This window comes from Streptomyces sp. NPDC037013 (genome assembly GCF_055607265.1).
Genome location: NZ_JBVJRV010000003.1, coordinates 449,063 through 473,562, shown reverse-complemented (window position 1 = coordinate 473,562; position 24,500 = coordinate 449,063). Strand labels below are relative to the sequence as shown.

At 71.6% G+C, this 24,500-nt stretch carries 26 protein-coding genes; 9 read left to right on the top strand and 17 right to left on the bottom strand.

The genetic code is table 11. The features are described 5' to 3' along the window. The first annotated feature begins 102 nt into the window (after positions 1 to 102). On the top strand, positions 103 to 1,824 hold the full coding sequence (gene leuA, locus ACZ7DY_RS12030) for a 2-isopropylmalate synthase (RefSeq protein ID WP_471133350.1): 1,722 nt from the start codon (positions 103 to 105) through the stop codon (positions 1,822 to 1,824). A gap of 170 nt (positions 1,825 to 1,994) precedes the next feature. Further along, on the top strand, positions 1,995 to 2,726 hold the full coding sequence (locus ACZ7DY_RS12025) for a TerB family tellurite resistance protein (RefSeq protein WP_471133347.1): 732 nt from the start codon (positions 1,995 to 1,997) through the stop codon (positions 2,724 to 2,726). 168 nt (positions 2,727 to 2,894) lie between these two features. Here the strand turns inward: ACZ7DY_RS12025 and ACZ7DY_RS12020 are convergent, their stop codons facing one another. From ACZ7DY_RS12020 to ACZ7DY_RS12000, 5 genes are read right to left on the bottom strand one after another with little or no spacing between them, the layout of a single operon-like run. Then, a complete protein-coding gene (locus ACZ7DY_RS12020; protein ID WP_471133344.1) occupies positions 2,895 to 3,830 on the bottom strand; it encodes a dihydrodipicolinate synthase family protein in 936 nt (311 codons plus the stop codon). Further along, positions 3,809 to 4,864 carry an oligopeptide/dipeptide ABC transporter ATP-binding protein gene (locus ACZ7DY_RS12015; RefSeq protein ID WP_471133342.1) on the bottom strand — a complete coding sequence of 352 codons (1,056 nt, stop codon included), beginning with the start codon at positions 4,862 to 4,864 and terminating at the stop codon, positions 3,809 to 3,811. The genes ACZ7DY_RS12020 and ACZ7DY_RS12015 overlap by 22 nt, the downstream gene beginning before the upstream one ends. After that, the gene (locus tag ACZ7DY_RS12010) at positions 4,861 to 6,882 is read right to left on the bottom strand and encodes a dipeptide/oligopeptide/nickel ABC transporter permease/ATP-binding protein (RefSeq protein WP_471133339.1); all 2,022 of its coding nucleotides are present in this window, start codon (positions 6,880 to 6,882) and stop codon (positions 4,861 to 4,863) included. The genes ACZ7DY_RS12015 and ACZ7DY_RS12010 overlap by 4 nt, the downstream gene beginning before the upstream one ends. Next, the gene (locus ACZ7DY_RS12005; protein ID WP_471133336.1) at positions 6,879 to 7,841 is read right to left on the bottom strand and encodes an ABC transporter permease; all 963 of its coding nucleotides are present in this window, start codon (positions 7,839 to 7,841) and stop codon (positions 6,879 to 6,881) included. The genes ACZ7DY_RS12010 and ACZ7DY_RS12005 overlap by 4 nt, the downstream gene beginning before the upstream one ends. 40 nt (positions 7,842 to 7,881) lie before the next feature. Beyond that, positions 7,882 to 9,525 (bottom strand): ABC transporter substrate-binding protein, encoded by a 1,644-nt coding sequence (locus tag ACZ7DY_RS12000; protein ID WP_471133334.1) that lies wholly within the window; start codon positions 9,523 to 9,525, stop codon positions 7,882 to 7,884. Positions 9,526 to 9,776: 251 nt separating this feature from the next. Here ACZ7DY_RS12000 and ACZ7DY_RS11995 point away from each other — a divergent pair, with 251 nt between their 5' ends. Beyond that, positions 9,777 to 11,057: an aspartate aminotransferase type Ic gene (locus tag ACZ7DY_RS11995; RefSeq protein ID WP_471133332.1), complete on the top strand. Its 1,281-nt coding sequence runs from the start codon at positions 9,777 to 9,779 to the stop codon at positions 11,055 to 11,057. Here ACZ7DY_RS11995 and ACZ7DY_RS11990 read toward each other — a convergent pair. From ACZ7DY_RS11990 to ACZ7DY_RS11975, 4 genes are all read right to left on the bottom strand, one after another. Continuing rightward, complete coding sequence (locus tag ACZ7DY_RS11990) at positions 11,050 to 12,648, bottom strand: PH domain-containing protein (protein WP_471133329.1); 1,599 nt, start codon at positions 12,646 to 12,648, stop codon at positions 11,050 to 11,052. The two genes, ACZ7DY_RS11995 and ACZ7DY_RS11990, sit on opposite strands and share 8 nt — an antisense overlap. Then, entirely contained in the window at positions 12,645 to 13,160 is a 516-nt protein-coding gene (locus tag ACZ7DY_RS11985) for a PH domain-containing protein (protein ID WP_471133327.1), read from the bottom strand. The genes ACZ7DY_RS11990 and ACZ7DY_RS11985 overlap by 4 nt, the downstream gene beginning before the upstream one ends. A gap of 145 nt (positions 13,161 to 13,305) precedes the next feature. Further along, a complete protein-coding gene (locus ACZ7DY_RS11980) occupies positions 13,306 to 13,983 on the bottom strand; it encodes an AIM24 family protein (RefSeq protein ID WP_471133324.1) in 678 nt (225 codons plus the stop codon). A 75-nt stretch (positions 13,984 to 14,058) separates the two neighbouring features. Next, complete coding sequence (locus ACZ7DY_RS11975) at positions 14,059 to 14,766, bottom strand: TetR/AcrR family transcriptional regulator (RefSeq protein ID WP_471133321.1); 708 nt, start codon at positions 14,764 to 14,766, stop codon at positions 14,059 to 14,061. A 135-nt stretch (positions 14,767 to 14,901) separates the two neighbouring features. Here ACZ7DY_RS11975 and ACZ7DY_RS11970 point away from each other — a divergent pair, with 135 nt between their 5' ends. Further along, on the top strand, positions 14,902 to 15,603 hold the full coding sequence (locus ACZ7DY_RS11970; protein ID WP_471133318.1) for an NAD(P)-dependent oxidoreductase: 702 nt from the start codon (positions 14,902 to 14,904) through the stop codon (positions 15,601 to 15,603). A 72-nt stretch (positions 15,604 to 15,675) separates the two neighbouring features. Here the strand turns inward: ACZ7DY_RS11970 and ACZ7DY_RS11965 are convergent, their stop codons facing one another. Together ACZ7DY_RS11965 and ACZ7DY_RS11960 are read right to left on the bottom strand one after the other, a co-directional pair. After that, complete coding sequence (locus ACZ7DY_RS11965; protein ID WP_471133316.1) at positions 15,676 to 15,963, bottom strand: DUF397 domain-containing protein; 288 nt, start codon at positions 15,961 to 15,963, stop codon at positions 15,676 to 15,678. After that, positions 15,945 to 16,778, bottom strand: coding sequence for a helix-turn-helix domain-containing protein (locus tag ACZ7DY_RS11960; RefSeq protein ID WP_471133313.1), 834 nt, complete (start codon positions 16,776 to 16,778; stop codon positions 15,945 to 15,947). Before ACZ7DY_RS11960 ends, ACZ7DY_RS11965 begins: the two co-directional genes overlap by 19 nt. A 115-nt stretch (positions 16,779 to 16,893) precedes the next feature. On the opposite strand from ACZ7DY_RS11960, the gene ACZ7DY_RS11955 reads away from it, so the two are divergent. Further along, on the top strand, positions 16,894 to 17,118 hold the full coding sequence (locus ACZ7DY_RS11955; RefSeq protein ID WP_471133311.1) for a hypothetical protein: 225 nt from the start codon (positions 16,894 to 16,896) through the stop codon (positions 17,116 to 17,118). Between the two features lie 2 nt (positions 17,119 to 17,120). After that, entirely contained in the window at positions 17,121 to 17,336 is a 216-nt protein-coding gene (locus ACZ7DY_RS11950; protein WP_471134530.1) for a hypothetical protein, read from the top strand. Positions 17,337 to 17,339: 3 nt separating this feature from the next. Here ACZ7DY_RS11950 and ACZ7DY_RS11945 read toward each other — a convergent pair whose 3' ends face one another. Together ACZ7DY_RS11945 and ACZ7DY_RS11940 are read right to left on the bottom strand one after the other, a co-directional pair. Then, complete coding sequence (locus ACZ7DY_RS11945) at positions 17,340 to 17,600, bottom strand: hypothetical protein (protein WP_471133309.1); 261 nt, start codon at positions 17,598 to 17,600, stop codon at positions 17,340 to 17,342. Then, positions 17,597 to 17,944 carry a hypothetical protein gene (locus tag ACZ7DY_RS11940; RefSeq protein ID WP_471133307.1) on the bottom strand — a complete coding sequence of 116 codons (348 nt, stop codon included), beginning with the start codon at positions 17,942 to 17,944 and terminating at the stop codon, positions 17,597 to 17,599. The genes ACZ7DY_RS11945 and ACZ7DY_RS11940 overlap by 4 nt, the downstream gene beginning before the upstream one ends. 136 nt (positions 17,945 to 18,080) lie before the next feature. Here ACZ7DY_RS11940 and recO point away from each other — a divergent pair, with 136 nt between their 5' ends. Both recO and ACZ7DY_RS11930 read left to right on the top strand, forming a co-directional pair. Continuing rightward, complete coding sequence (gene recO, locus ACZ7DY_RS11935; protein ID WP_471133305.1) at positions 18,081 to 18,833, top strand: DNA repair protein RecO; 753 nt, start codon at positions 18,081 to 18,083, stop codon at positions 18,831 to 18,833. A 43-nt stretch (positions 18,834 to 18,876) separates the two neighbouring features. Continuing rightward, positions 18,877 to 19,698, top strand: coding sequence for an isoprenyl transferase (locus tag ACZ7DY_RS11930; protein WP_471133303.1), 822 nt, complete (start codon positions 18,877 to 18,879; stop codon positions 19,696 to 19,698). 41 nt (positions 19,699 to 19,739) lie between these two features. On the opposite strand, the gene ACZ7DY_RS11925 is transcribed toward ACZ7DY_RS11930, so the two are convergent. From ACZ7DY_RS11925 to ACZ7DY_RS11910, 4 genes are read right to left on the bottom strand one after another with little or no spacing between them, the layout of a single operon-like run. After that, a complete protein-coding gene (locus ACZ7DY_RS11925) occupies positions 19,740 to 20,195 on the bottom strand; it encodes a Fur family transcriptional regulator (protein ID WP_471134528.1) in 456 nt (151 codons plus the stop codon). A gap of 17 nt (positions 20,196 to 20,212) precedes the next feature. After that, positions 20,213 to 21,103, bottom strand: a complete 891-nt coding sequence (locus ACZ7DY_RS11920; RefSeq protein WP_471133300.1) for a metal ABC transporter permease — start codon at positions 21,101 to 21,103, stop codon at positions 20,213 to 20,215. Positions 21,104 to 21,114: 11 nt separating this feature from the next. Continuing rightward, complete coding sequence (locus ACZ7DY_RS11915; RefSeq protein WP_471133298.1) at positions 21,115 to 21,903, bottom strand: metal ABC transporter ATP-binding protein; 789 nt, start codon at positions 21,901 to 21,903, stop codon at positions 21,115 to 21,117. Between the two features lie 32 nt (positions 21,904 to 21,935). After that, complete coding sequence (locus ACZ7DY_RS11910; RefSeq protein ID WP_471133296.1) at positions 21,936 to 22,889, bottom strand: metal ABC transporter substrate-binding protein; 954 nt, start codon at positions 22,887 to 22,889, stop codon at positions 21,936 to 21,938. A gap of 188 nt (positions 22,890 to 23,077) precedes the next feature. On the opposite strand from ACZ7DY_RS11910, the gene ACZ7DY_RS11905 reads away from it, so the two are divergent. Then, a complete protein-coding gene (locus tag ACZ7DY_RS11905; RefSeq protein ID WP_471133294.1) occupies positions 23,078 to 24,460 on the top strand; it encodes a glycine--tRNA ligase in 1,383 nt (460 codons plus the stop codon). Positions 24,461 to 24,500 lie beyond the last annotated feature (40 nt).

Sequence of the window (24,500 nt, the reverse complement as noted above, 5' to 3'; positions counted from 1 at the left end):
CCCGCGGAGTTCGGTGTTGCGCTAAGACCGTCGGCCGTCCCTCCGCCAGAGGACCACCCCTGGCGAGGATCCAGCGGACACCCTCCGAGGAGCCCACGCACCATGCCGAACTTCCAGCGCGCCACCTCCATGCCGGTCCACAAGTACGGGCAGTACGAGCAGGTCGCCATCCCCGACCGCACCTGGCCGGACAACCGGATCACCGTCGCCCCCCGCTGGCTCTCCACCGACCTGCGCGACGGCAACCAGGCGCTGATCGACCCGATGTCCCCGGCCCGCAAGCGCGCCATGTTCGACCTGCTCGTACGCATGGGCTACAAGGAGATCGAGGTCGGCTTCCCCTCCTCGGGCCAGACCGACTTCGACTTCGTGCGCTCGATCATCGAGGACGAGGACGCCATCCCCGAGGACGTGACGATCTCCGTCCTGACGCAGGCGCGCGAGGAGCTCATCGAGCGCACGGTGGAGTCCCTGAAGGGCGCCCGGCGCGCCACGGTCCACCTGTACAACGCGACCGCGCCCGTCTGGCGCGACGTCGTCTTCCGCGGCTCGCGCGACGCCGTCAAGCAGATCGCCGTCGACGGCACGCGCCTGGTCATGGAGTACGCGGACAAGCTGCTGGACGACCGTACGACCTTCGGTTACCAGTACAGCCCCGAGATCTTCACCGACACCGAGCTGGACTTCGCACTGGAGGTCTGCGAGGGCGTCATGGACGTCTGGCAGCCCGACGCCGACCGCGAGATCATCCTCAACCTGCCCGCCACCGTGGAGCGCTCCACGCCCTCCACCCACGCGGACCGCTTCGAGTGGATGTCGCGCAACCTGTCCCGGCGCGAGTACGTCTGCCTCTCCATCCACCCGCACAACGACCGCGGCACCGCCGTCGCCGCCGCCGAGCTGGCCGTCATGGCCGGCGGCGACCGCGTCGAGGGCTGCCTGTTCGGGCAGGGCGAGCGGACCGGCAACGTCGACCTGGTCACCCTGGGCATGAACCTGTTCTCGCAGGGCGTCGACCCGCAGATCGACTTCTCGGACATCGACGAGGTCCGCCGCGTGTACGAGTACTGCACGCAGATGGAGGTCCACCCCCGCCACCCGTACGCGGGCGACCTGGTCTACACCGCCTTCTCCGGCTCCCACCAGGACGCCATCAAGAAGGGCTTCGACGCGCTGGAGGCCCGGGCCGCGAGCCAGGGCAAGACCGTCGACGACGTCGAGTGGGCCGTGCCGTACCTGCCCATCGACCCCAAGGACGTCGGCCGCTCCTACGAGGCCGTCATCCGCGTCAACTCGCAGTCCGGCAAGGGCGGTATCGCGTACGTCCTGCAGAACGACCACAAGCTGGACCTGCCCCGGCGCATGCAGATCGAGTTCTCGAAGATCATCCAGGCGAAGACGGACGCCGAGGGCGGCGAGGTCACCCCGGCCGCGATCTGGAGCGTCTTCCAGGACGAGTACCTGCCGAACCCGGCGAACCCCTGGGGTCGGATTCAGGTCAAGAACGGCCAGACGACGACCGACACCGACGGCGTCGACACGCTGACCGTCGAGGCCACCCTGGACGGTGCGGACACCGTCCTGACCGGCTCCGGCAACGGCCCGATCTCCGCGTTCTTCGACGCGCTGCAGGGCATCGGCATCGACGTACGCCTGCTGGACTACCAGGAGCACACGATGAGCGAGGGCGCGTCCGCGCAGGCCGCCTCGTACATCGAGTGCGCGATCGGCGACAAGGTGCTGTGGGGCATCGGCATCGACGCCAACACCACCCGCGCCTCCCTGAAGGCCGTCGTCTCCGCCGTCAACCGCGCGGCACGCTAGTCCGCCGAACGGTTTCGCCCGGCCCCGTCCGCCGATCCGGCGGGCGGGGCCGCGTCGTCTCCCGGCCATGTCGGACCCGCTCTCCGGTACGAGGTGCTGACGTCGCATCACGGATGTGGCTAACATCACGCCAACGCGGCAATGCAGCCGGGGAGTTACGGAGGTGCGTGGTGCTGCCAGATCGGGGACGGAACGGCCGGAATACCCGCATCCCCGCCAAGCCGGTCTCGCGCGGGCGAGCGGTGTGCAGGCGCGTGATCGGCATGCACACCGCCTGGGACGCCGTCGGCGACGGCGAATTCTTCTGCCCGGCCTGCGGCGGCGACCGCAACTACCAGCGGCTCACGGGCCGGCGCCGCTTCGTCCTGCTCGGCCTGCCCGTCGTGCCGCGCGGCACCCGGGGGCCCGTCATCCAGTGCGCCGCCTGCCAGGACCTCTTCGACCCCGACGTCCTGGACCACCCCACCACCACGCGGCTCTCCGCGATGCTCCGCGACGCCATCCACACCATCGTCCTCGCGGTCCTGTCCACCGGCGGCACCGCCTCGCGCTCCACCCTGGACACGGCCGTCGCCGCCCTGCACGGCGCCGGGTACGACGACTGCACCGAGGAGCAGCTCGTCGCCCTCGTCGAGGCGCTCGCCACCGACGCCGGGCGCGCCACCGAGCCGGACTGCGGCCCCGGCCTCGCCATCGAACTCCACGAGGCGCTCGGCCCGCTGGCCCCGCACCTCGCCCCCGCCGGCCGCGAGGCCCTGCTCCTCAAGGGCGCCCGCATCGCCCTCGCCGACGGCCCGTACACCACGGCGGAGAAGGACGTCCTCACCACGGCGGGCTGTGCGCTGACGATCTGCTCGGACGACGTGACACGCCTCCTGGCGACCGCGCGGACGCCTTCCTGACGACCACCGCAGGACGGCGGACCGCGGGGCGCCCGAAAAGTCTCCTCGCGAGGGACCTCTTCGCGGGGGGTCCCTCGCGAGGTGCGGCCCCCGGGCCCGGTGACCTCCTGACCGGGCACCTGCCGCCGCGGTGCGTACACCGCGGCCCGCGCCGCAGGGCGTGCCGGGTCAGAGCAAGCCCGCCGCCGCCAGGTATTTGCCCACCCGCTCCGTTTCCGACGGGGACAGCGGGATCTGTGGGTCTGCCGTGGCCGGGCAGGTGATCACTCCGCGTAGGTGCAGCGCCGCCTTGAATGCGCCGAGTGCCGACGAGCCGGCGCCCATCCGTGCCGGATCGCCCGCCGTGACCATCCCGAACAGGCCGCACAGCCGCTCCTGTTCGGCCCGCGCCCGCGTCCAGTCGCCCGCCCGGCAGGCGCGGACAAGGCGCGCGTACCCCTCGGGGTCCACGTTGCCGAGGCCGGGCACCACGCCGTCCGCGCCCATCGCGAGCGCCGAGTCGGCCGTCACCTCCGACCCCGTGAGCACGCTGAACTCCGCGAGCGCCGGCCGCGACCGCTTGCCGAGGACCACGCGCCGGAAGGCGCCCTCGTCGCCGCTGGAGTCCTTCAGGCCGGTCAGTGCCCCTTCCCCGGCCAGTTCGAGGACCAGCTCCGTGCCGAGCTTGGTGTGGACCGAGACCGGCATGTCGTACGCGAAGACCGGCAGCCCGGCGCCCCGCGCGAGCAGTCGGAAGTGGCGGGCGATCTCGGCCGGGTGGGTCCGCGCGTAGAACGGGGCGGTCGCCACGACGGCGTCGGCGCCCGCCACGGCGAGGGCGCGCGCGTGGTCCAGGACGCGCGGCGTCGTCATGTCGATGGCCCCGGCGAGGACGGGCAGTTGACCGGCCACGTGCCGCACCACCGTGTCGACGACGAGGGCGCGCTGCCGGTCCGTCAGATAGGCGGCCTCCGAGGTCGAGCCGAGCACGAACAGGCCGTCGACGCCGCCCGCGACCAGGTGGTCGACGAGCCGGATGAGGGAGGCCGTGTCCACCTCGCGGTCCGGCGTCAGCGGGGTGCAGACGGGCGGGACGACACCGGTCAGCGGGGCGGGGACGGGCATGGCTGCTCCCTGGGGGTGGCGGCGGCCGTGGCGGCGGCCTGGGCGACGAGGTCGTGGACCGACTCTCCCTCGTCCACGGGGTGGTGGCAGCGGAACAGGTGTCCCGCGCCGGCACGGCGGGCCTCCGGCATCGCGGCGGCGCACACCTCGTCCGCCCTCCAGCAGCGGGTGCGGAACGGGCAGCCGCTCGGCGGCCGGGTCGCCGACGGCACGGGCCCGGCCAGCGGGATGGGGTCGATGGGGTCGAGCAGCCCCGGCGTCGCGGAGAACAGGGCGCGCGTGTACGGGTGCCGGGCGCGGTCGAGCGCCTCGCCGGCCGGCGACTCCTCGACGATCCGGCCCAGGTACATGGTGACGACGCGGTCGCTCATCCTGCGTACGGTCTGGATGTCGTGGGAGACGAAGACCAGGGCGAGACCGAGGCGCTCCTTCAGGTCGAGGAGGAGGTTGAGGATCTGGGCGCGCACCGAGACGTCGAGGGCGCTCGTCGGTTCGTCGGCGACGACGAGAGCGGGTTCCAGGGCCAGGGCGCGGGCGATCGCCACCCGCTGGCGCTGGCCGCCGCTGAGCTGCCCGGGGAGCCCGTCGGCGAGTGCGGCGGGCAGGCCGACCAGCGCCATCAGTTCCCGTACGCGCGCCTCACGGGCGGCCCGGGTGCCGCGCCGGTGGATGTCCAGCGGATCGCGGAGTATCCGCCCGACGGTGAGCCTGCGGTTCAGCGCGGTCGACGGGTCCTGGAAGATCATGCCGGTGTGGGTGCCGACGGAGGCGCGGCGTTCGGCCGGTTTCATCCGCCACAGGTCGCGGCCGCGGAACGACACCGTGCCGGCGGTGGGGGGCTGCGCGCCGACGAGGACCTTCGCGAGCGTCGACTTGCCGCACCCCGATTCGCCGACGATCCCGACGGTCTCGCCGGGGGCGACGGACAGCTCCGCCGCCGTCAGGGCGTACACGTGGTCCCGGGAGAAGAGGCCGCCCGACCTCGCCTTGTGGACGACGTGCACGTCGTCGAGGTGCACGAGGGGGGTCGTCATGTCGGCTCACCCTTGTCCGTGACGGGTCGCGCGGCGGCCCGCGCGCCCGGAGGTGTCTCCGCGGGCGCGCCGGCACCCGCCGGGTGGTGGCAGGCCGTCGCGTGGGTGCGGCCGCCCGTCAGCTCGGGCGGCCGGGTACGGCACACCTCGCTCGCCAAGGGGCACCGGTCCGCGAACCGGCAGCCCGGCGGGAAGTCGGCCGGGGACGGCACGACCCCCTTGATCTGGGTGAGGCGCCGCGCCGCCGACTCCAGGGAGAGCACCGAGCCGAGCAGGCCGCGCGTGTAGTGGTGGGCGGGCGCCCCGACCAGGTCGGCGGTGACGCCCGTCTCGACGATCTGGCCGCCATACATCACCACGACCCGGTCGGTGACGTCGGCGACGAGCGCCAGGTCGTGCGAGACGAGGATCAGCGCGAAGCCGAGCTCCTCGCGCAGCCGCAGGAGCAGCTGGATGATCTGCGCCTGCACGGTGACGTCCAGCGCGGTGGTCGGCTCGTCGGCGATGACCAGTTTCGGGTCGCGGGAGAGCGCGAGGGCGATCAGGACGCGCTGGCGCTGGCCGCCGGAGAGCTCGTGCGGGTAGCTGCGCAGGGTGCGTCCGGGGTCCAGGCCGACCAGGTCGAGGAGTTCGGCGGGGGTGCGGCGGCCGCCTCTGCGGACGACCTGCCGGAGCTGGGCGCGGACCGTCATCGCGGGGTTCAGGGACGACAGCGCGTCCTGGTAGATCATCGCCATGTCGTGGCCGAGCAGCCGGCGCCTGGCGCGCGGGGGCAGGCCGATGAGCTGCCGCCCGTCGAAGGTGACGCGCCCGCCGACCCGGGCGCCCTTGGGCTCGAGGCCCATCACGGTCAGCGCGGTCAGCGACTTGCCGCACCCCGACTCGCCCACCAGGCCGAGGACTTCACCGGGCCGTACGTCGAAGCCGATCCCGTCGACGATGTCCGTGCCGCCGTGCCGCCGGGGGAAGGACACGGTCAACCCCGCGACCGACAGGACCGGTTCGCCGGCCGGCAGCGGGCGGGCGCGCGAGCGCAGCCGGGCGGCGGCCTCCGGCAGGCCGGGCAGGGCGGTGACCCGGCCGCTGCCGGGCTCGGGGGTCTCCAGGCGGTCCCGCGCGCGGGCCGCACCCGGCGCCTCGCGCCCCGAGGGCGCCGCCCACGCGTCCGACACGCCCTCGGAGAGGATGTTCAGGGCCAGGACGGTGAGCAGCATCAGGAGGCCGGGGAAGACCGTCGCCCACCAGCCGCCGATCAGGACCATGTTCTTGCCGTCGGCGATGACGCTGCCCCAGGACGGGTCGGGCGGCCGGACACCGGCGCCGATGAAGGAGAGCGAGGCCTCGAAGACGATGGCCTCGGCGACCTGCACCGTGCAGAAGACGAGGACGGGCGCCGCGCAGTTCACGGCGACGTGGCGGACGAGGATGTGCGGGGTGCGGGCGCCGATGACGCGTTCGGCGACGACGTAGTCCTCGCCGTACTGGTCGAGCACGTTGGCGCGTACGACCCGGGCGACGGGCGGGGTGAACAGGAAGGCGATGGCGCAGATCAGCACGGTGATGCCGCCGCCGAAGACCGCGACGAGCACGGCGGCGAGCGCGATGCCGGGGAAGGCCATGACGACGTCGAGGCAGCGCATCAGCGTCTCGTCGACGGCCTTGCGGGAGGTCGCGGCGACCGCGCCGATCACGGTACCGACGGCGAGGGCGAGCAGTGTGGCGCCGAGCCCGATCGCCAGCGACCAGCGCGCCCCGTACATCAGCCGGCTGAGGATGTCGCGGCCCAGGCTGTCCTGGCCCATCCAGTGGCCGCCGGAGGGGTGGCCGGTGCCGTCGGCCTGGGGCCGCTGGTCGAGCGGGTCGTGCGGGGCGATGAGCGGGGCGAGGAGCGCCACGAGGGCGACGACTGCGATGACGCCGACCGCGATCCGGGAGGGCACGGGCAGCTTGCGCCACGGGCGGAGCCGGAGGCCGGGCACGGCCAGGCGCTCGGTCAGCGCCCTGCGGGAGGCGATCACCGGCTCGTCCCCCTCAGGCGCGGGTTGACCAGCAGGTGCAGGATGTCGATGACGAGGTTGACGACGACGAATCCGACGGCCGTGGTGATGACGACGCCCTGCACGACGGCCGGGTCGCCGTTCTTCACGGCGTCGATCATCAGCTTCCCCATGCCGGGCAGCGAGAAGATCGTCTCGATGACGACGGCGCCGCCGAGCAGGTAGCCGACGCGCAGGCCGAGGACGGTGAGCGGGTTGATGAGGGCGTTGCGCAGGACGTTGCGGCCCACGGCCACCACCGGGGGCAGGCCGCAGCCGATCGCCGTGCGGACGTAGTCCTTGTCGAGCTCTTCGACGACGGCGGTGCGGATGATGCGGGTGAGGCCCGCCGCCACCGGCAGGGAGAGCGCGAGGGCGGGCAGGGTCATCGTTCTCAGCCAGCCGGTGAGGGAGTCGGCGGGGTTGATGTAGCCGCCGGTCGGGAACCAGCCGAGGTCCACCGCCAGGTACTGGATCATCAGCAGCGCCAGCCAGAAGCCGGGCGCGGCGACCCCGGTCAGGGAGACGACGCGGATCAGCTGGTCCGGGAGCCGGTCCCGGTGGATCGCGGCGGTGACGCCGAGGACGAGGGAGAGGACCACGGCGATCCCGAGGCCGAGGAAGGTGAGTTGCAGGGTGAGCGGCAGGGCGGTGGTGACCTGGTCGACGACGGGGGAGCGGTTGAGGACGCTGATGCCCATGTCGCCGTGGAGGAGGTCCCCTACAAAGGCGATGTAGCGCACGGGCAGCGGATCGAGGAGCCCGTTCTCCTCGCGGAACCGGTGCAGTTGTCCGGGCGTCGGGTTGGCGCCCTGGAAGAACGCGGACGCCGGGTCGACGTCGGAGAAGCGCATCACCAGGAACACGAACAGGACGATGCCGAGCAGCAGCGGGACGAGCAGGGCGACGCGGCGGGCCAGGATGGCGAGGACTGCGGTCACGGCGTACGACTCCTGAACTGGCCGGGGAACCGGGCGGGGTTCAGGCCCACTTGGCCTGCAGCAGGTTGATCCCCGGATAGGGCTGGGCCCTGACGCCGGTGACCTTCTTCGGGTCCCAGGCGGTCATGAGCTCGTTGTGGACGACCGGGTAGAGCACGGCCTGTTCCGCGATGACGTCGATGTACTCCTGGACCATGGCCTTCTTGCGGCCCGCCTCCGGCTCGCGGGTGGCCCGGTCCATGTCCTTGAAGAGCTTCTTCGCGACGGCGTCGTCGGCCCAGCGCGCGTACCCCATCCACAGGTTCTGGGGGCCGTAGTTGTAGTGCATGATCAGGTCGGCGTCGAGCCCGAACTGGTTGGGGTTGGAGGCGGCCGCGACCACCTGGAAGTCCTTCTTCTGGTCGAGCTTGGTGAAGACGGCGGTGGTCTCCTGCGGGTCGAGGGTGACCTCGACGCCGGCCTTCTCCCAGCCGTCCTTGATGGTCGGCAGGCAGTCCACGATCCAACTCACGTTGACCGCCATGAGGTTGACCTTCAGCTTCCCGACGCCCGCCGCCTTCAGGAGCCTTCTGGCCTTCTCCGGGTCGTGTCCGTACACGGTCTTCGCGGGCCGGTAGGAGGGGTTGGCCTCGTCCAGGAAGGAGGTCGACGCCTTGCCGTGGCCCCGCAGGGCGGCCTCGATCATCTTGTCGCGGTCGATGGCATAGTGCAGGGCCTGGCGGACGCGGACGTCGTCGAAGGGCCGGTGCGCGGTGTTGAAGAGCAGGAAGAGGTTGTTCATCCCGGCGCCGCCCTCGACGGTCATGCCGTGCTTCTTGAGCTGCTCGATGTTGGCGTACGGGATGTTGTCGGCGATCTGCGCGTCCGCGCTGCCCCCGGAGATCTTCGCGACGCGCGGCGCGGCGTCCACGATGGTCAGCCAGTTCATCTTCCTGAACGCGGCCCTGCGCGGGCCGTTGTAGTCGTCGAAGGCCTCGAAGGTCGTGTTCGACTTCGGGTGGTGGGCCGTCTGCCGGTACGGTCCCGAGCCGACCGCCTTCCCCTTGGTCGCCTCGTCCCACGCGCCGGGCTCGCCGAACACGTGCTTCGGCATGATCTTGGCGAGGGAGAGCCGGGCTGCGCCGTCCGGGAAGGGGAATTTGAGGATCAGTTCCACGGAGGTGGCGTCGGTCTTCCTGACCTCCTTGAGCCAGCTCGCGAAGAAGCCCTTGGCGAGGGTCTGGGTCTTCGGGTCGAGGATCCGGTCGAAGACGAAGACGACGTCATCGGCGGTGACGGGCCTGCCGTCGTGCCACTTGGCCCCGGGGCGCAGGGTGAACTTCCAGGTGGTCGCGGTGAGATCGCCGGGGATGGCGGTGGCGAGCGCCGGGTAGGGGGCGCGGGTGATCGGGTCGGTGCCGAGGAGCCCCTCGTAGATGTGTTCGTTGCCGGCCATCGCGAAGGCCGACGCGGTCTGGGTGGGGTCCCAGCTGCCGTCGTTGCCGTAGCCGATGACGGCGGTGAGCGTCGCGTCGCCGCCCCGGCCACCGCCCCCGGTCTCGTTGGTGGACTCCGGCCCTGAGGAGCAGGCGGAGAGGGTGGTCGGCAGGGCGGCGGCCGCGCCCAGCGCGCCGGTGTACCTGAGGAAGGAGCGGCGGTCGGGTGTGCCCGCGGAGCCCGCCGTACGAGAGGTCGGTCCGGTCACTGTGTCTCCCTGGCCTCACTAAGAGGTCCCACGTCCTACGTCGTGGGCGGCGTGGCGACGATAGGAGGGCGCGGAAGGCCGGTCAAGAGTTCCGGTCATCGCCTCTGCCGCCCCCCGCGCAGGACGCCGCGCCATACCGGCCACCGGGCGCCGCGGTCTCGCGAAGCGGTCACCCGCTCCCCGCATCCGGCCGGGTTTGTATCCTCGGCGGGCGCCACCCACCGACAGCGGCACCTGCGAGAGGCACCACCATGACCACCGAGCTGAGCCCCGACACCCAGGCCCTGGCCGGGCTGCTTGAGCAGGCCCGGAAGGACTACGACGACCTCGCCGGGCGCGGGCTCTCCCTCGATCTGACCCGGGGCAAGCCGGCGCCCGAGCAGCTCGACCTCAGCGAGGAACTGCTGAGCCTGCCCGGCGGCCGGTACACGGCCGCCGACGGCACGGACGTGCGCAACTACGGCGGGCTGCAGGGGCTGCCCGAGCTGCGGGAGATCTTCGCCGGGCCCCTCCAGGTCCCCGCCGCCCAGCTGCTCGCGCTCGGCAACTCCAGCCTGGAGCTGATGCACGACTGCCTCGTGCACGCCCTGCTCGGCCTGGTCCCCGGCGCCACGTCCCGCTGGGCGGACCAGGAGCGGATCGCGTTCCTGTGCCCGGTCCCCGGCTACGACCGGCACTTCTCGCTCTGCCGCCGGTTCGGCATCGACATGATCCCCGTGCCGATGACGGCGGACGGGCCCGACATGGACGAGGTCGAGCGGCTCGCCGCCGCGGACCCCGCGATCAAGGGCATCTGGTGCGTGCCGAAGTACAGCAACCCCGACGGCGTCGTCTACAGCGACGAGACCGTGGCGCGGCTCGCCGCGATGCCCACCGCGGCACCCGACTTCCGGATCTTCTGGGACAACGCGTACGCCGTCCACCACCTCACCGACGAGCCCGCCGAGATCGCCGACCTTCTCGCGGCCTGCGCCGAGGCCGGCCACGAGGACCGGGCGTTCGTCTTCGGCTCCACCTCGAAGATCACCGCGGCCGGCGCGGGCGTGGCGTTCTTCGGCTCGTCGCCCGCCAACGTGAAGTGGCTCCTGGACAACAACCAGAAGCGGTCGATCGGCCCCGACAAGATCAACCAGCTGCGGCACGTGATGTTCCTCAAGGACGAGGCCGGCGTACGGGCCCACATGGAGCGCCAGCGCGCCCTGCTCCAGCCCAAGTTCGAGACGGTCGCCCGGATCCTCGAAGCCGAACTCGGCGCCACCGGCCTCGCCACCTGGACCTCGCCCAAGGGCGGCTACTTCGTGACCCTCACGGTCCCGGACGGCTGCGCCAAGGAGGTCGTGCGGCGCGCCGCGGCGGCCGGCATCGTGCTGACCCCGGCCGGTGCCACGCACCCGAACGGCGACGACCCGCGCGACGCGGTCATCCGCATCGCCCCCAGCTACCCGAGCCTCGCCGAGCTCGACGAGGCGATCAAGGGCCTCACGGTCTGCGTCCGCCTGGTCGGGTACGAGCAGCGGGCCGCCGTCAGCTGAGAGGCACCGCCGGTTCGCCGGCCGGCTGCCCGGGCCGTTCCAGGAACGGCCCGAGCAGCCCCGGCACCGCACGCTCCGCGAACTCCAGGCCGGCCGCCTCGCCCACGTCGTACGCCGCGTACGCCTGGGCGCCCGCCGCCGTCGTCGCGCTCACCGTCACCAGGCCCGCCCGGCGCTGGAGCACGGACTGCTTCACGGTCCAGCCGATCACCCCGCCGCGCCGCAGGGCCACCGTGGACCGGCGCAGCGTCCCCGAGCGCACGACGAGGTAGTCGCCCGCGACCGCGTGCCCCAGGCTGCGGTACGCGTCCCGGCCGAGCGCAAGGGCGACGGGGACGAGCACCACCGCGCACCCCGCCCCCAGACCGGTCAGGACCGGCACGCCGAGGAGGGCGCCGAGCCCGGCCAGGACCAGCGCGGGCGTCAGCGCCGCCGCCACCGCCCAGCGGAGCCGCCGGGCCAGCGCCGCCCTCGGGTGGGCCGTGAGCCGTGCGGCGGTCGGCGTCACCGGCTCCCGCAGGACGCGCGCCGCCACCTCGCCCGCCAGCCGCCGCGGCGCGGCCGGGAGCAGGGTGCTCGGGCCCGCCTGGTCCTCCTCGTCGCGGCGGGAGAGGCCGGTGGCGACGGCGTCCACGCGGGCCGCGCCCGACAGGCGCAGGCCGAGCGGCTCCACCAGGTCGACGCCGCGCAGCCGGGCCTCCTCCAGCGAGACGGAGCGGGCCGTCAGCAGGCCGCGCCGCACCCGCAGCGTGCCGCCGGGCTCCCGCTCCAGGCGGTAGTTCCACCACATCTCGACCCAGAGCCCCAGCGCCCCCAGCGACCCGGCCGCCAGCGCCCCCACGACGAGGGCGAGCACCATGCCCGCGACCGACATCCCGCGGAAGGTGTCGCCCACCCACTCGATGAGCTCTTCCTGCACCCCGAACCACTCGCTGACCTGCATCACCGCGCCGCCCACCGCGGCCGCGACCGCGGAGGTGACGAAGGAGAGCGGGGCGTAGCGGATCCAGCGGGGGTCGAGGGCGGCGAGCGTGCCCTCCGTCTCCGCCCCGGCGCCGGGCGCCGCGCGGCTCAGGAGTTCGCGCCGCAGCCGTTCGCCCTCCGCCCTGCGCACCGGCCGCAGTTCGAGCGTGGCCTCCTGGCCGGCGCTCTGCTCACCGGTGCCGATGCGGACCTCGACCAGGCCGAGCAGGCGGAGCAGCGGATGGGCGACGAGGTCGACGGAGCGTATGCGCTCGCGGCTCAGGGAGCGGTGTTTGACGAAGAGGATGCCGCTGCGCAGCTCGGCGCGTTCGGGCCCGATGCGGTAGCGGCTGTGGCGCAGCCGCAGGGCGTCCAGGGCCATGCCGCTCGCGATGAGCAGCAGGCTCAGGCCCACCGCCCAGACCAGGACAGGACCCATCGGCACCCAGCCCTGGAAGCTGAGCGTGACCGGCACCCCGACGGCGGTCACCACGCCACCGGTCATCTGGACGGTGACGAGCAGCGAACGGCGGTCGAGCCGCCGCCAGCCGTGGTCCGCCGCCTCCTCCCCGGGAGCCTCCCCGGGGGCGGGCGGCGACCACTCCGGGGACTCGGCGAGCCCGCTCACGTCGCGTCGCCCGGCGTGGCCTGGGTGACCAGCGCGAGCCACTCGGCGAGCGCGGCCGCGGCCGCGTGGTCGAGCCCCTTGACCTTCAGCGCGCCCCGGGCGGACGCCGTGGTGACCGTCACGGTGGTCAGCCCGAAGACCCGCTGGATCGGACCCCGCATGGTGTCGACGGTCTGCAGCCGCGACATCGGCGCGATCCGGCCCTCCGTCCAGAAGAAGCCGGTCCGCACGTACACCGCGTCGTCGGTGACCTCCCAGCGGTGGACCTTGTACCACCACAGCGGCAGCAGCGCCGCGGCGAGCAGCCCCGGCACGGCGATGAGCGCGGCGGGCAGCAGGAGCCAGAACCTGGCCGGCGCGATGAGCGCGCCGAGCAGGCCGAGGACGGCCACGGGCGCGGCCGTCGTCAGCAGCAGCTGGGTGCGCCACCAGGCGACGGCCCGGCGGTCCAGGGGATGGCGCGGCGGCCGCAGCCGCACGCCCGCCCCGGCGTCTCCCGGATCAACAACCATGAGACGAAAGGTACTTGCTCCGCCGACGTGCCTGCCCACCGGCGCCGCGCGCACCCGGCCGGTTCCCGCCCCCAGGCCGTCGCCCCTCCACCGCCCCTCTACCGTGCCTCGACCGGTTCTGCCTCGACCGGTTCTCCGGTACGGCTCAGTGCTGCTGCGCCTTCTGCGGCGTCGCCTCGCTCGGCCGCACGATGACGTGCCCCTCGCCCTCCAGCTTCAACTGCACGGCCTCGCCCGAGCCGCCGCGGATCATCGAGCCGATGGACTGCGAACGGTGCAGGGACGTGCCGAGGTTCGCGGTCCAGCCGACCACCGCGTCGGTGTCCACGTACACCGGCTGCTGCGGCGACACGGGGATCACCAGCGGGTTGCCCTCGCAGACCAGCCCCAGCCGGCCCGACCCCGTGAAGACGCTGTTGAAGAGGCCGCCGCCGGTCATGCCCGCGCCCTTCACGGTCTTGATCTCGTACGAGAGGGTCGCGTCGAAACACAGGACGTTGCGGCCGTTGACCGTGAGGACGTCGCCGGGCTCGATGTCGACGATGAAGCAGTTCTGCGCCTCGTGCGCGAACCACGCCTCGCCCTGGCCGCGCACGGCCATCAGCGGCAGCCCCTCACCGGTCATGGCCCGCTTGAGCATGCCGCCGACGCCCTGGCCCTTGCGCTCGAACTGCAGACTGCCGCGGTAGGCGATCATCGCGCCCTGCCGGGCGAACATCTCGCCGTTCACCGCGTACTTGACGGACTTGGCGTTCTGGAGGGTCATGCCGGGGGCGTGCGCCGACTGGGCCATGTGGTCGCTGGAGAACAGGTCACTCTTCATGAGGGCATCTTGGGCCACGGGCGACGCGCACGGAAGCGGGGCCCTCCAGGTCGCCTGGTCGCAGGACCGGGTCCGTCAGTCCCGCGTGAGGTCCAACGACCGCACGAGCGCGGTCAGTTCCGCGCGGAACAGCTTGTCCGGGCTGACGGTCTGGCCGCGCAGGTGGCCGTAGACCTCCAGGGACACCAGGCCGTGCAGATGGCCCCAGAGGCGCAGCGCGAGGGCCACGGCGGCGGGCGGGAGGTCCGGGTAGGCCGGGCGGACCTTGGCGAGCAGGCCGGGGTCGAAGTCCGTCCAGTCGAACTCGCTGCCCGCGTAGAGGTGGTGGGCGTGGGGCCAGGCGGCGTCCGCGAGACCGGCGAGGCCGGTGCAGACCCGGTGGGCGGCCTGCGGCGCGGCGCCGCCGTCCGGCGTGCGGTAGCCCGGGACGGGGTCGCCGTAGATCAGACGGAAGCCCTCGGGGTTGGCCAGGGCCCAGTCGCGGAAGGCGTGCGCCCACGCGTGGATCCGGTCGGCCGGGCCCTGGGCCGAGGCCCAGCCGGCGTCCACGGCGTCGGCCAGTGCGGTGTAGACGTCGTTGATGAGCGCGGTGACCAGGTCGTCGCGGGTGGCGAAGTAGCCGTAGATGGCGTTGGCGGTCATGCCCATCTCGCGGGCGATGGCCCGCAGGGTGATGGCGTCGGGCCCGCCGGAGGCCATCAGTTCGAGGGCGACCTTCTTGATCTCGGCCGTCGTCTCGGCGCGCAGGCGCTCGCGGCGCCCCTGGGTACGTCCCGTCGGCATGCTCTCCACCCCGTCACCGTACAGCGTTTCAAATCTGTGCGGTGTATCCGAACTTCACGCCGTATAGTTTCCGCATGGCGTCACGATCACTGTCGTACGACGGGACAAGACGCACGTCACCACAAGGGGAGAGCCATGCACATCGGAGTCATCGGAGCGAGCGGGACCATCGGCAGCCGAGTCGTCACGGAGGCCGTCGAACGGGGGCACCGGGTCACGGCGTTCACCCGTGACGCCTCGCGGGTTCGCGAGGAGCGGGCGGGCGTCACATGGCGGAGCCTCGACGTGTTCGACGCCGAGGGGATCGCCGCGGCCCTGCCCGGTATGGACGTACTGATCAGCGGTTACCAGCCCGGCAACGCCGCCGCGGACTTCGCCGCCACGGTGGAGCGTTCGGTCGCCGACCCGTCGGTATTCGTGACCGCAGCACGGGCGCTGCTGAAGGCGCTGGACAGCCGGCCCCGGGTCCGGCTGATCGTGATCGGCGGGGCCGGCAGCCTGGAGGTCGAACCGGGCCTCGTCCACGCCGACTCCGACGAGCATCTGTACGAGAGCCTCGACCGGCTCGGGCTGCCCCGGTCCTACGCGGCGGCGGTGCGCGGCCACCGGGACGCGTTGAACGTGCTGCGCGTCTCCAACCGGCTGTGGACGTACTTCAGTCCCGCCGAGGACATCGCCCCCGGGCCGCGCACCGGCAGATTCCGCCTCGGCGGCGACCAGCCGGTGCTCGACGCGGACGGGCGCAGCCGTATATCCGTGGAGGACGCCGCCGTCGCACTGGTGGACGAGGCGGAGCTGCCGCGGTTCGTGCAGCGCCGGTTCACGATCGGCTACTGAGCCGGGCCGGTCACCGGCGGCTTCTTCGGTCAACCGCCCCGTGTCAGGGACCTGTTCGGGGGTAGCGCGGTCTCACCGGGCGGCGTTCCGTTGGGTGTTGCCGCTGATGAACGCCTGCCAGGCGGGGGCGCCGATGATCAGGGTGGGGCCGTGCGGGACCTTGCTGTCCCGCACGGGCACGACCCCGGGGACCCCGTCGGCGACCTCGACGCAGTTTCCGCCTTCGCCGTTGCTGTGGCTGCTCTTGCGCCAGCGGGCGGCGCCGGGGAAGTCGTATGCGACCTCGACGCACTCGCCGCTGTCGCCGCCGCTGTACGTGCTCTTGCGCCAGCGGGCGTTGCTCAGGTCGAACTCGCGCATTGTCTGTAGTCCTCCGCCGCCGACTCGATCAGGGCCAGGGACGCCTCGGGTGACAACGCGGCGGCCCTGAGCTGATCGTATGCCGCCCACATCTGCTTCACCATTGCCGGGTCGTCCAGCAGATTCCCCGAAAGCACGCCCTCTGTATAGGCAGTTGGCGGGGCGTCGTCGAACTCCATGAGCTTCAGCATCTTGCCCATGCTGGGGTAGGCCCCCGCCGAGAACGGCAGCACCTGCACCATCGCCCGGCGCTCACGCACCGTGGCGGCAATGTGCTCCAGCTGCTGGACCATCGTCTCCGGGCCGCCGACGGGTGTGCACAAGGTGGTTTCATGCAGGATCGCCCAGTACGTGGGTCGCGTCGCGTCCCTGAGGATGGACGCGCGTTCCATGCGAGCGCTGACACGTTCCTCTACGTACTCATCGGTGGCGAACGGATGGCTGGCCAGGAATACGGCACGGGCGTACTCCGCGGTCTGGAGCAGACCCGGGACCACGGCCGGGGCGAAGTCGCAGATCCCTGTGGCGAGCCGCTCCAACTCCGCCACGTGCGCGAAGTACTCCGCATAGCGGGTTTCTTTGATCAGCTTCCGGCACATCCGCTCGAAAAAGCCATCGGTGCGCAGAACCTCGTCGATCCGTTCCGCCACGTCCAACTGCGGTTTGCGAATTGCCTGTTCGAACTGGCCAATGTATCCACCGGAGACGAAAACCCTCGTGCCCAGCGCCGACTGGCTGAGTCCCGCGTCCTCCCGGCGCCTCTTCAGCTCCGCGCCGAAGAACTCCCAAGCCGCCTGCCGTGAACCATTGGCCATGGCCAACCGCCTTCCACTGCCCCGCAGTTGTAGAGGACAGACTCCTGCCGAGTGTAGGCACAAGCCGTCACCGTAGTGGTGCGAAGAGTGAAATCCGACGGCAAAGGGGACCCACGTGAAGGCGGATGGAAAGCATCACGCAGAGGCATGTATCGAACATGCGGAGGAAGCCGTGAAGGAATTGCGCGACGCGCTCACGCAGGCGGGAATTACGCTGCCCTCATTGGGGATCGATCAGGTGACACTCGCCCGCGAGGCGCCCTGTTCGCGCATCGAATTGGGCGGGTGTTCCGCCGAGACCGCGGCCCGGCGCGCCGCCGCGCTGAGGAGGCCGGCGTGAACATCGACCTCCCCGTGGGCGCGTACGTGGTCGACACCCGCAGCGGGCAGGTGGGCCGGGTGATGGGGCACGAGGGGCCGTACGTCCAGCTCCGCCCTTACGGAGGGGGCCGGGAGTGGGACTGCGCCCCGGAGGCGGTCCGCACGGCGACGACCGCGGAACGGCTGCGCGCGGCGACGGCGTACGCGAACGCCCGCAGCCGGGGCGAGGTCCCTTGACGCTCAGCCGTACCAGGTGATGTTGCAGACGTAGACGCACTCGTGACGTGGCACGGGCAGGAAGTTGATGAAGCCTCGTCCGCCGAGGAAGTCGAACTCGCGCAGGCCACCCTCGCGGTCGGTCGGCCTGCCGATGCGGACGGATTCCGGGCCGAGCGCGGCGAGCTCGGTGGCAAGGCGCTCGACCTCGGCGACGACGCCCGGCGGGACTCCGTCGGTGAGGTACTCCTCGCTCGGGTTCCAGTCCCAGGACCAGTCGGTCACAGACCGGCCTCCGCTTCGGCTTCGTCCCGGATGCGGCGGATCTCGGCGATGGCGTCCGCCGGGTCCTGCTTCGCCGTGTCGACCAGCCGTTCCAGTTCGCGGAGGCGGGCCGCACGCTGCGGGTGCCGCTCGATCGCCACGAAGACGGCCCACGAGTGGACGAACGCCTGCAAGGGAGCCAGGCTCTGCGTCTGCTGGGCGTTTGTCGTGGCTTCGAAAAGGTGCTGGGTGAGCGCCGGGATGCGGCTGGGCGCGATCCGGGACACGGCGACGCGCAGCGCGTCGGGGGTCAGCTCGGGCATGGGGATCAGCGCCCCGTAGGGGGCGTCGGGCTGTGCGCTCACTGAGTCCTCCGGGGCGGGCGGGGCGGGTCTTCGTACGCTACCGCCCCGGCCTAGGAGGTACAGGGCATACGCGGCGAACCGGGGTCCACACCGGTGTCCGGTCCGTCGTCCCGGCGCCGTGCGCGAGAATGGGTCCATGAGTCTGTTCCGCGACGACGGCATCGTGCTGCGCACCCAGAAGCTCGGGGAAGCGGACCGGATCATCACCCTGCTCACGCGCGGTCACGGACGCGTACGCGCGGTGGCCCGGGGGGTGCGGCGGACGAAGTCCAAGTTCGGGGCGCGCCTCGAACCCTTCTCCCACGTCGACGTGCAGTTCTTCGCGCGCGGCAGTGAACTCGTCGGCCGCGGCCTCCCCTTGTGCACGCAGAGTGAGACGATCGCCCCGTACGGTGGCGGGATCGTCACGGACTACGCGCGCTACACCGCCGGGACGGCCATGCTGGAGACCGCCGAGCGGTTCACCGACCACGAGGGCGAGCCCGCGGTGCAGCAGTACCTGCTGCTCGTCGGCGCGCTGCGGGTCCTGGCCAGGGGCGAGCACGAGCCGCACCTGGTGCTCGACGCGTTCCTGCTGCGCTCCCTGGCCGTGAACGGCTACGCGCCGAGCTTCGACGCCTGCGCCAAGTGCGGCATGCCGGGCCCCAACCGCTTCTTCTCGGTGGCGGCGGGCGGCTCGGTCTGCGTCGACTGCCGGGTGCCCGGCAGCGTCGTACCGTCGGCGGAGACGCTCACGCTGCTCGGCGCGCTGCTGACCGGCGACTGGGAGACGGCGGACGCGTGCGAGGCACGGCACGCCAGGGAGGGCAGCGGGCTCGTCTCCGCCTACCTGCACTGGCACCTGGAGCGCGGACTGCGGTCCCTGCGGTACGTAGAGAAGAGCACGTGAGTCCCTCGCGTGCGGACGACAGCTAGGTAGGAGAGAGCCCACCATGGCACGACGCGGAATCCTCGGACGGTCCCGCCGTGAGTACAGACTGCCCGAGCCCCACCCCTCGGGCGCACGGCCGCCGAAGATCCCCGGTGAGCTCGTCCCGCAGCACGTGGCGATCGTCATGGACGGCAACGGCCGCTGGGCGAAGGACCGCGGCCTGCCGCGCACCGAGGGGCACAAGGTCGGCGCGGAGCGCGTCCTCGACGTGCTGCAGGGCAGCATCGAGATGGGTGTCGGCGCGATCTCGCTGTACGCCTTCTCCACGGAGAACTGGAAGCGGTCCCCGGACGAGGTGAAGTTCCTGATGAACTTCAACCGCGACTTCATCCGCAAGACCCGCGACCAGCTCGACGAGCTCGGGGTGCGGGTGCGCTGGGTGGGCCGGATGCCCAAGCTGTGGAAGTCGGTCGCCAGGGAGCTGGAGATCTCCCAGGAGCAGACCAAGGACAACGACAGGCTGACCCTGTACTTCTGCATGAACTACGGCGGCCGCGCCGAGATCGCCGACGCCGCGCAGGCGCTCGCGGAGGACGTGAAGGCGGGCCGGCTCAACCCGTCCAAGATCAACGAGAAGACCTTCGCCAAGTACCTGTACTACCCAGACATGCCGGACGTCGACCTCTTCCTGCGCCCGAGCGGCGAGCAGCGCACCTCCAACTACCTGCTCTGGCAGAGCGCCTACGCCGAGATGGTCTTCCAGGACGTCCTGTGGCCGGACTTCGACCGGCGCGACCTGTGGCGGGCCTGCCTCGAATACGCGGGCCGGGACCGCCGCTTCGGCGGCGCGATCCCCAACGAGGAGCAGATCGCGAACAGTTGATCAGGGGCTGTGGGGGTATGCCGTACCCCCACAGGGCCCGGTCAGGCCGCCGCGCAGGCGGCGCACGTACCGAAGATCTCCACGGTGTGCGCCACGTTCACGAAGCCGTGCTCGGCGGCGATCGCCTCGGCCCACTTCTCCACCGCGGGGCCCTCGACCTCCACCGCCTTGCCGCAGACGCGGCAGACCAGATGGTGGTGGTGGTCGCCGGTGGAGCAGCGGCGGTAGACCGTCTCGCCCTCGCTGGTGCGCAGCGCGTCGACCTCGCCGGCGTCGGCGAGGGACTGGAGGGTGCGGTAGACCGTGGTCAGGCCGACGGAGTCGCCCTTGTGCTTGAGCATGTCGTGCAGCTCCTGCGCACTGCGGAACTCGTCCACGTCGTCGAGTGCCGCGGCCACCGCCGCACGCTGGCGGGTCGACCTGCCTCGAACCGGGGCTCCCACGGTTGCCTCCTCGCGTCTGCGCTCTGGTCTGGGCCTGCCGGGCCATTGTGCCAGGTCGGCCCGGACGCGGGTCAGGTCTTGGCCACCGGCTGGGCCGGCACCGAGCACTCCGCGGGCTCCCCGGCCGCCGCCGCGGCGGCCGCGGCCCGCGCCCTGCGCCTGGCCAGCGGCGTCGCGAGCACCGTCAGGACGATGAAGGCGCCGATGGTGAGCAGCACGATCGTCGCGCCGGGCGGGACGTCCTGGTAGTACGAGGTGACGGTGCCGCCGAGCGTCGTCGCGATGCCGAGGGCCACCGAGATCACGAAGGTCGCCGCGAAGCTCCGGGTGAGCTGCTGCGCGGCCGCGACCGGCACCACCATCAGCGCGGAGACCAGGAGCAGGCCGACGACCCGCATGGCGACGGTGACGGTGACCGCCGCGGTGACGGCGGTGAGCAGGTTGAGGGCGCGCACCGGCAGGCCGGTCACGCGCGCGAACTCCTCGTCCTGGCTGACGGCGAAGAGCTGGCGGCGCAGGCCGACCGTGACCAGGACCACGAAGGCGGCGAGCAGGCAGATCGCCGTGACGTCCTCCTCGGAGACGGTCGACAGCGAGCCGAAGAGGTACGACTGGAGGTTGGCGTTGGAGCCGCCGGGGGCGAGGTTGATGAACATGACGCCGCCCGCCATGCCGCCGTAGAAGAGCATGGCGAGGGCGATGTCGCCGCGCGTCTTGCCGTACCAGCGGATCAGCTCCATGATCACGGCGCCGATGATCGCGACCGCCGTCGCCATCCACACCGGCGAGGCCGAGAGCAGGAAGCCGAGGCCGACGCCGGTCATCGCCACGTGGCCGATGCCGTCGCCCATCAGGGCCTGGCGGCGCTGGACGAGGTAGATGCCGACGGCGGGCGCGGTGATGCCGACCAGGACGGCGGCGAGCAGGGCCCGCTGCATGAAGGCGTATTCAAGGATTTCCATCGCCGGGGTCCTCAGGTGAGCAGGCCGGTACGGACCGGTTCCGCGTCGGCGGTGTGCGGGTGGACGTGGTCGTGGCCGGGCAGGGCGTGCTGGCCGACGGCGCGCGGCGGCGGGCCGTCGTGCAGGACGCAGCCGTCGCGCAGGACCACGGCGCGGTCGATCAGCGGCTCCAGCGGGCCGAGTTCGTGCAGGACGAGGAGGACGGAGGCGCCCCGGGTCACCTGGTGGCGCAGGGTGTCGGCGAGGATCTCCTGGCTGGCGAGGTCGACGCCCGCCATCGGCTCGTCCATGATCAGCAGCTCCGGCTCGGAGGCCAGGGCACGGGCGATCAGGACGCGCTGGTGCTGGCCGCCGGAGAGGGCGTTGACGGAGTCCTTGGCGCGGTCGGCGAGGCCCACCGCGTCGATGGCGCCGGCGACGGCCGCGCGGTCGGCCTTGCGCAGGATCCCGAGGCGGGTGCGCGAGAGCCGCCCGGAGGTGACGACCTCGTTGATCGTGGCGGGGACGCCGCCGGCGGCGGTGGTGCGCTGCGGGACGTACCCGACGCGGGCCCAGTCGCGGAAGCGGCGGCGCGGGGTGCCGAAGATCTCGACCTCGCCGCTGGTCACGGGGACCTGGCCGATGACGGTGCGGACGGCGGTGGACTTGCCCGAGCCGTTGGCGCCGAGCAGGGCGACGACCTCGCCGCGGCGCACGGAGAGGTCGATGCCGCGCAGCACGGGGCGCGAGCCGAGCTCGGCCGTCACCTTGTGCAGGGATATGACGGCGTCGCCTTCGCCGGGACCGGCTGACTTGCTCATGGCGGGTGCCTCCGTAGCCGCGGGGGAGTGGGTCACTTGGCGCCCAGGGCCTTCTGCAGGGCCTTCAGGTTGGACTCCATGACCTGGATGTAGTCCTTGCCCCTGGACTTGCCGGTGATGCCCTCGACGGGGTCGAGCACATCGGTCTTCAGGCCGGCGTCCTTGGCGAGGGTCTTCGCCGTCTTGTCGCTGACGAGCGTCTCGTAGAAGACGGTGGTGACGCCGTCGGCCTTTGCCATCTTCTGGAGGTCCTTGACGCGCTTGGCGCTGGGCTCGGCCTCCGGGTCGAGGCCGCTGATGGCCTCCTCGGTGAGGCCGTACCGCTCGGCGAGGTAGCCGAAGGCGGCGTGGGTGGTGATGAAGACCTTGGACCTGGTGTCCTTCAGGCCGTCCTCGAAGGACTTGTTCAGGCCACCGAGCTTCTTGACGAGGGCCGCGGTGTTCTTCTCGTACGTCTTGGCGTGGTCCGGGTCGGCCTTCTCCAGGGCCTTGCCGACGCCCTCGGCGACCTCGGAGTACTTCACCGGGTCGAGCCAGATGTGCGGGTCGGCGCCCTCGTGGGAGTGGTCGTGGCCGTGGTCGTGCTCGTCGGCGTGGCCGCCGACCTCGTTGCCGTGCTTCTCGGTGTCGGTGAGCGTCGCGGCGTCGACCTTGGTCCCGATGCCGGACTGGCCGATCGCGTCGTCCACGGCGGGCTGCAGGCCCTTGAGGTAGAGGGCGACGTCGGACTCCTCCAGCTGTCCGCGCTGCTGGGCGGAGACGTCGAGGTCGTGCGGCTCCTGGCCGGGCTCGGTGAGGTTGGTGACGGAGACGTGGTCGCCGCCGATCTGCTCCGCGAGGTACTGCATGGGGTAGAACGACGCCACCACGTCCAGCTTGCCGTCCTTGTCGTCCGCGACGGAGGAGGAGCACGCGGTCAGCGCGGTGAGACCGAGGACCGTGGCGGAGGCGAGGGCGGCGGCCGGTATGAGGCGTCGTACGTTCATGACAGTCATTTTCAACAAATGTGGAAACGATTGTCAACAAGGCCTCCGTGCCGGACCCGGCCCCGGCCCCGCGCCGGTCCCCGTAGCGGAACCGATTTGATTAGGGGGGTAAGGCCGCCGGTAACCTGAAGCATTCGCTCCCGAAGCGCGTTACCCGCTTCCCCCGCCGTCGTCATGAAGAGAGCACCGTGGCCGCCGACAAGATCGACACCATCGTCAGCCTGAGCAAGCGCCGTGGCTTTGTTTTCCCCTGCAGTGAGATCTACGGCGGCCAGCGTGCCGCTTGGGACTACGGTCCGCTCGGCGTCGAGCTGAAGGAGAACCTGAAGCGCCAGTGGTGGCGCTACATGGTCACCTCCCGCGAGGACGTCGTCGGCATCGACTCGTCGGTGATCCTGGCGAGCGAGGTCTGGCAGGCCTCCGGCCACGTCGCGACCTTCTCCGACCCGCTCACCGAGTGCCTCTCCTGTCACAAGCGCCACCGCGCCGACCACCTGGAAGAGGCCTACGAGGCCAAGCACAACCGCCCGCCGGCCAACGGCCTCGCGGACATCAACTGCCCCAACTGCGGCACCAAGGGCCAGTTCACCGAGCCCAAGCAGTTCTCCGGCATGCTCGCCACCCACCTCGGCCCCACGCAGGACAGCGGCTCCATCGCCTACCTGCGCCCCGAGACCGCGCAGGGCATCTTCACCAACTTCGGCCAGGTCCAGCAGACCTCGCGCCGCAAGCCGCCCTTCGGCATCGCGCAGATGGGCAAGTCCTTCCGCAACGAGATCACGCCCGGCAACTTCATCTTCCGCACCCGCGAGTTCGAGCAGATGGAGATGGAGTTCTTCGTCAAGCCGGGCGAGGACGAGAAGTGGCAGGAGTACTGGATGGAGCAGCGCTGGAACTGGTACACCGGCCTGGGCCTGCGCGAGGAGAACATGCGGTGGTACGAGCACCCGAAGGAGAAGCTCTCCCACTACTCCAAGCGCACCGCTGACATCGAGTACCGCTTCCAGTTCGGCGGCAGCGAGTGGGGCGAGCTGGAAGGCGTCGCCAACCGCACCGACTACGACCTGACCGCGCACTCCAAGGCGTCCGGCCAGGACCTGTCGTACTTCGACCAGGAGGCCGGCGAGCGCTGGACCCCCTACGTCATCGAGCCCGCGGCCGGCGTCGGCCGCACCATGCTCGCCTTCCTCCTCGACTCCTACATCGAGGACGAGGCCCCCAACGCCAAGGGCAAGCTGGAGAAGCGCACGGTCATGCGCTTCGACCACCGCATCGCCCCGGTCAAGGTCGCGGTCCTGCCGCTCTCCCGCAACCCCGAGCTCTCCCCGAAGGCGAAGGGCCTCGCCACCGCCCTGCGGCAGAACTGGAACATCGAGTTCGACGACGCGGGCGCCATCGGCCGCCGCTACCGCCGCCAGGACGAGATCGGCACGCCGTACTGCGTGACGGTCGACTTCGACACCCTCGACGACAACGCCGTGACGGTGCGCGAGCGCGACTCGATGAAGCAGGAGCGCGTCTCCCTCGACCAGATCGAGGGCTACCTCGCCACGCGCCTCGTGGGCTGCTGAGCTCCATCCGTTCGCGGAGTGACATCGCGGGAAGCCTCCG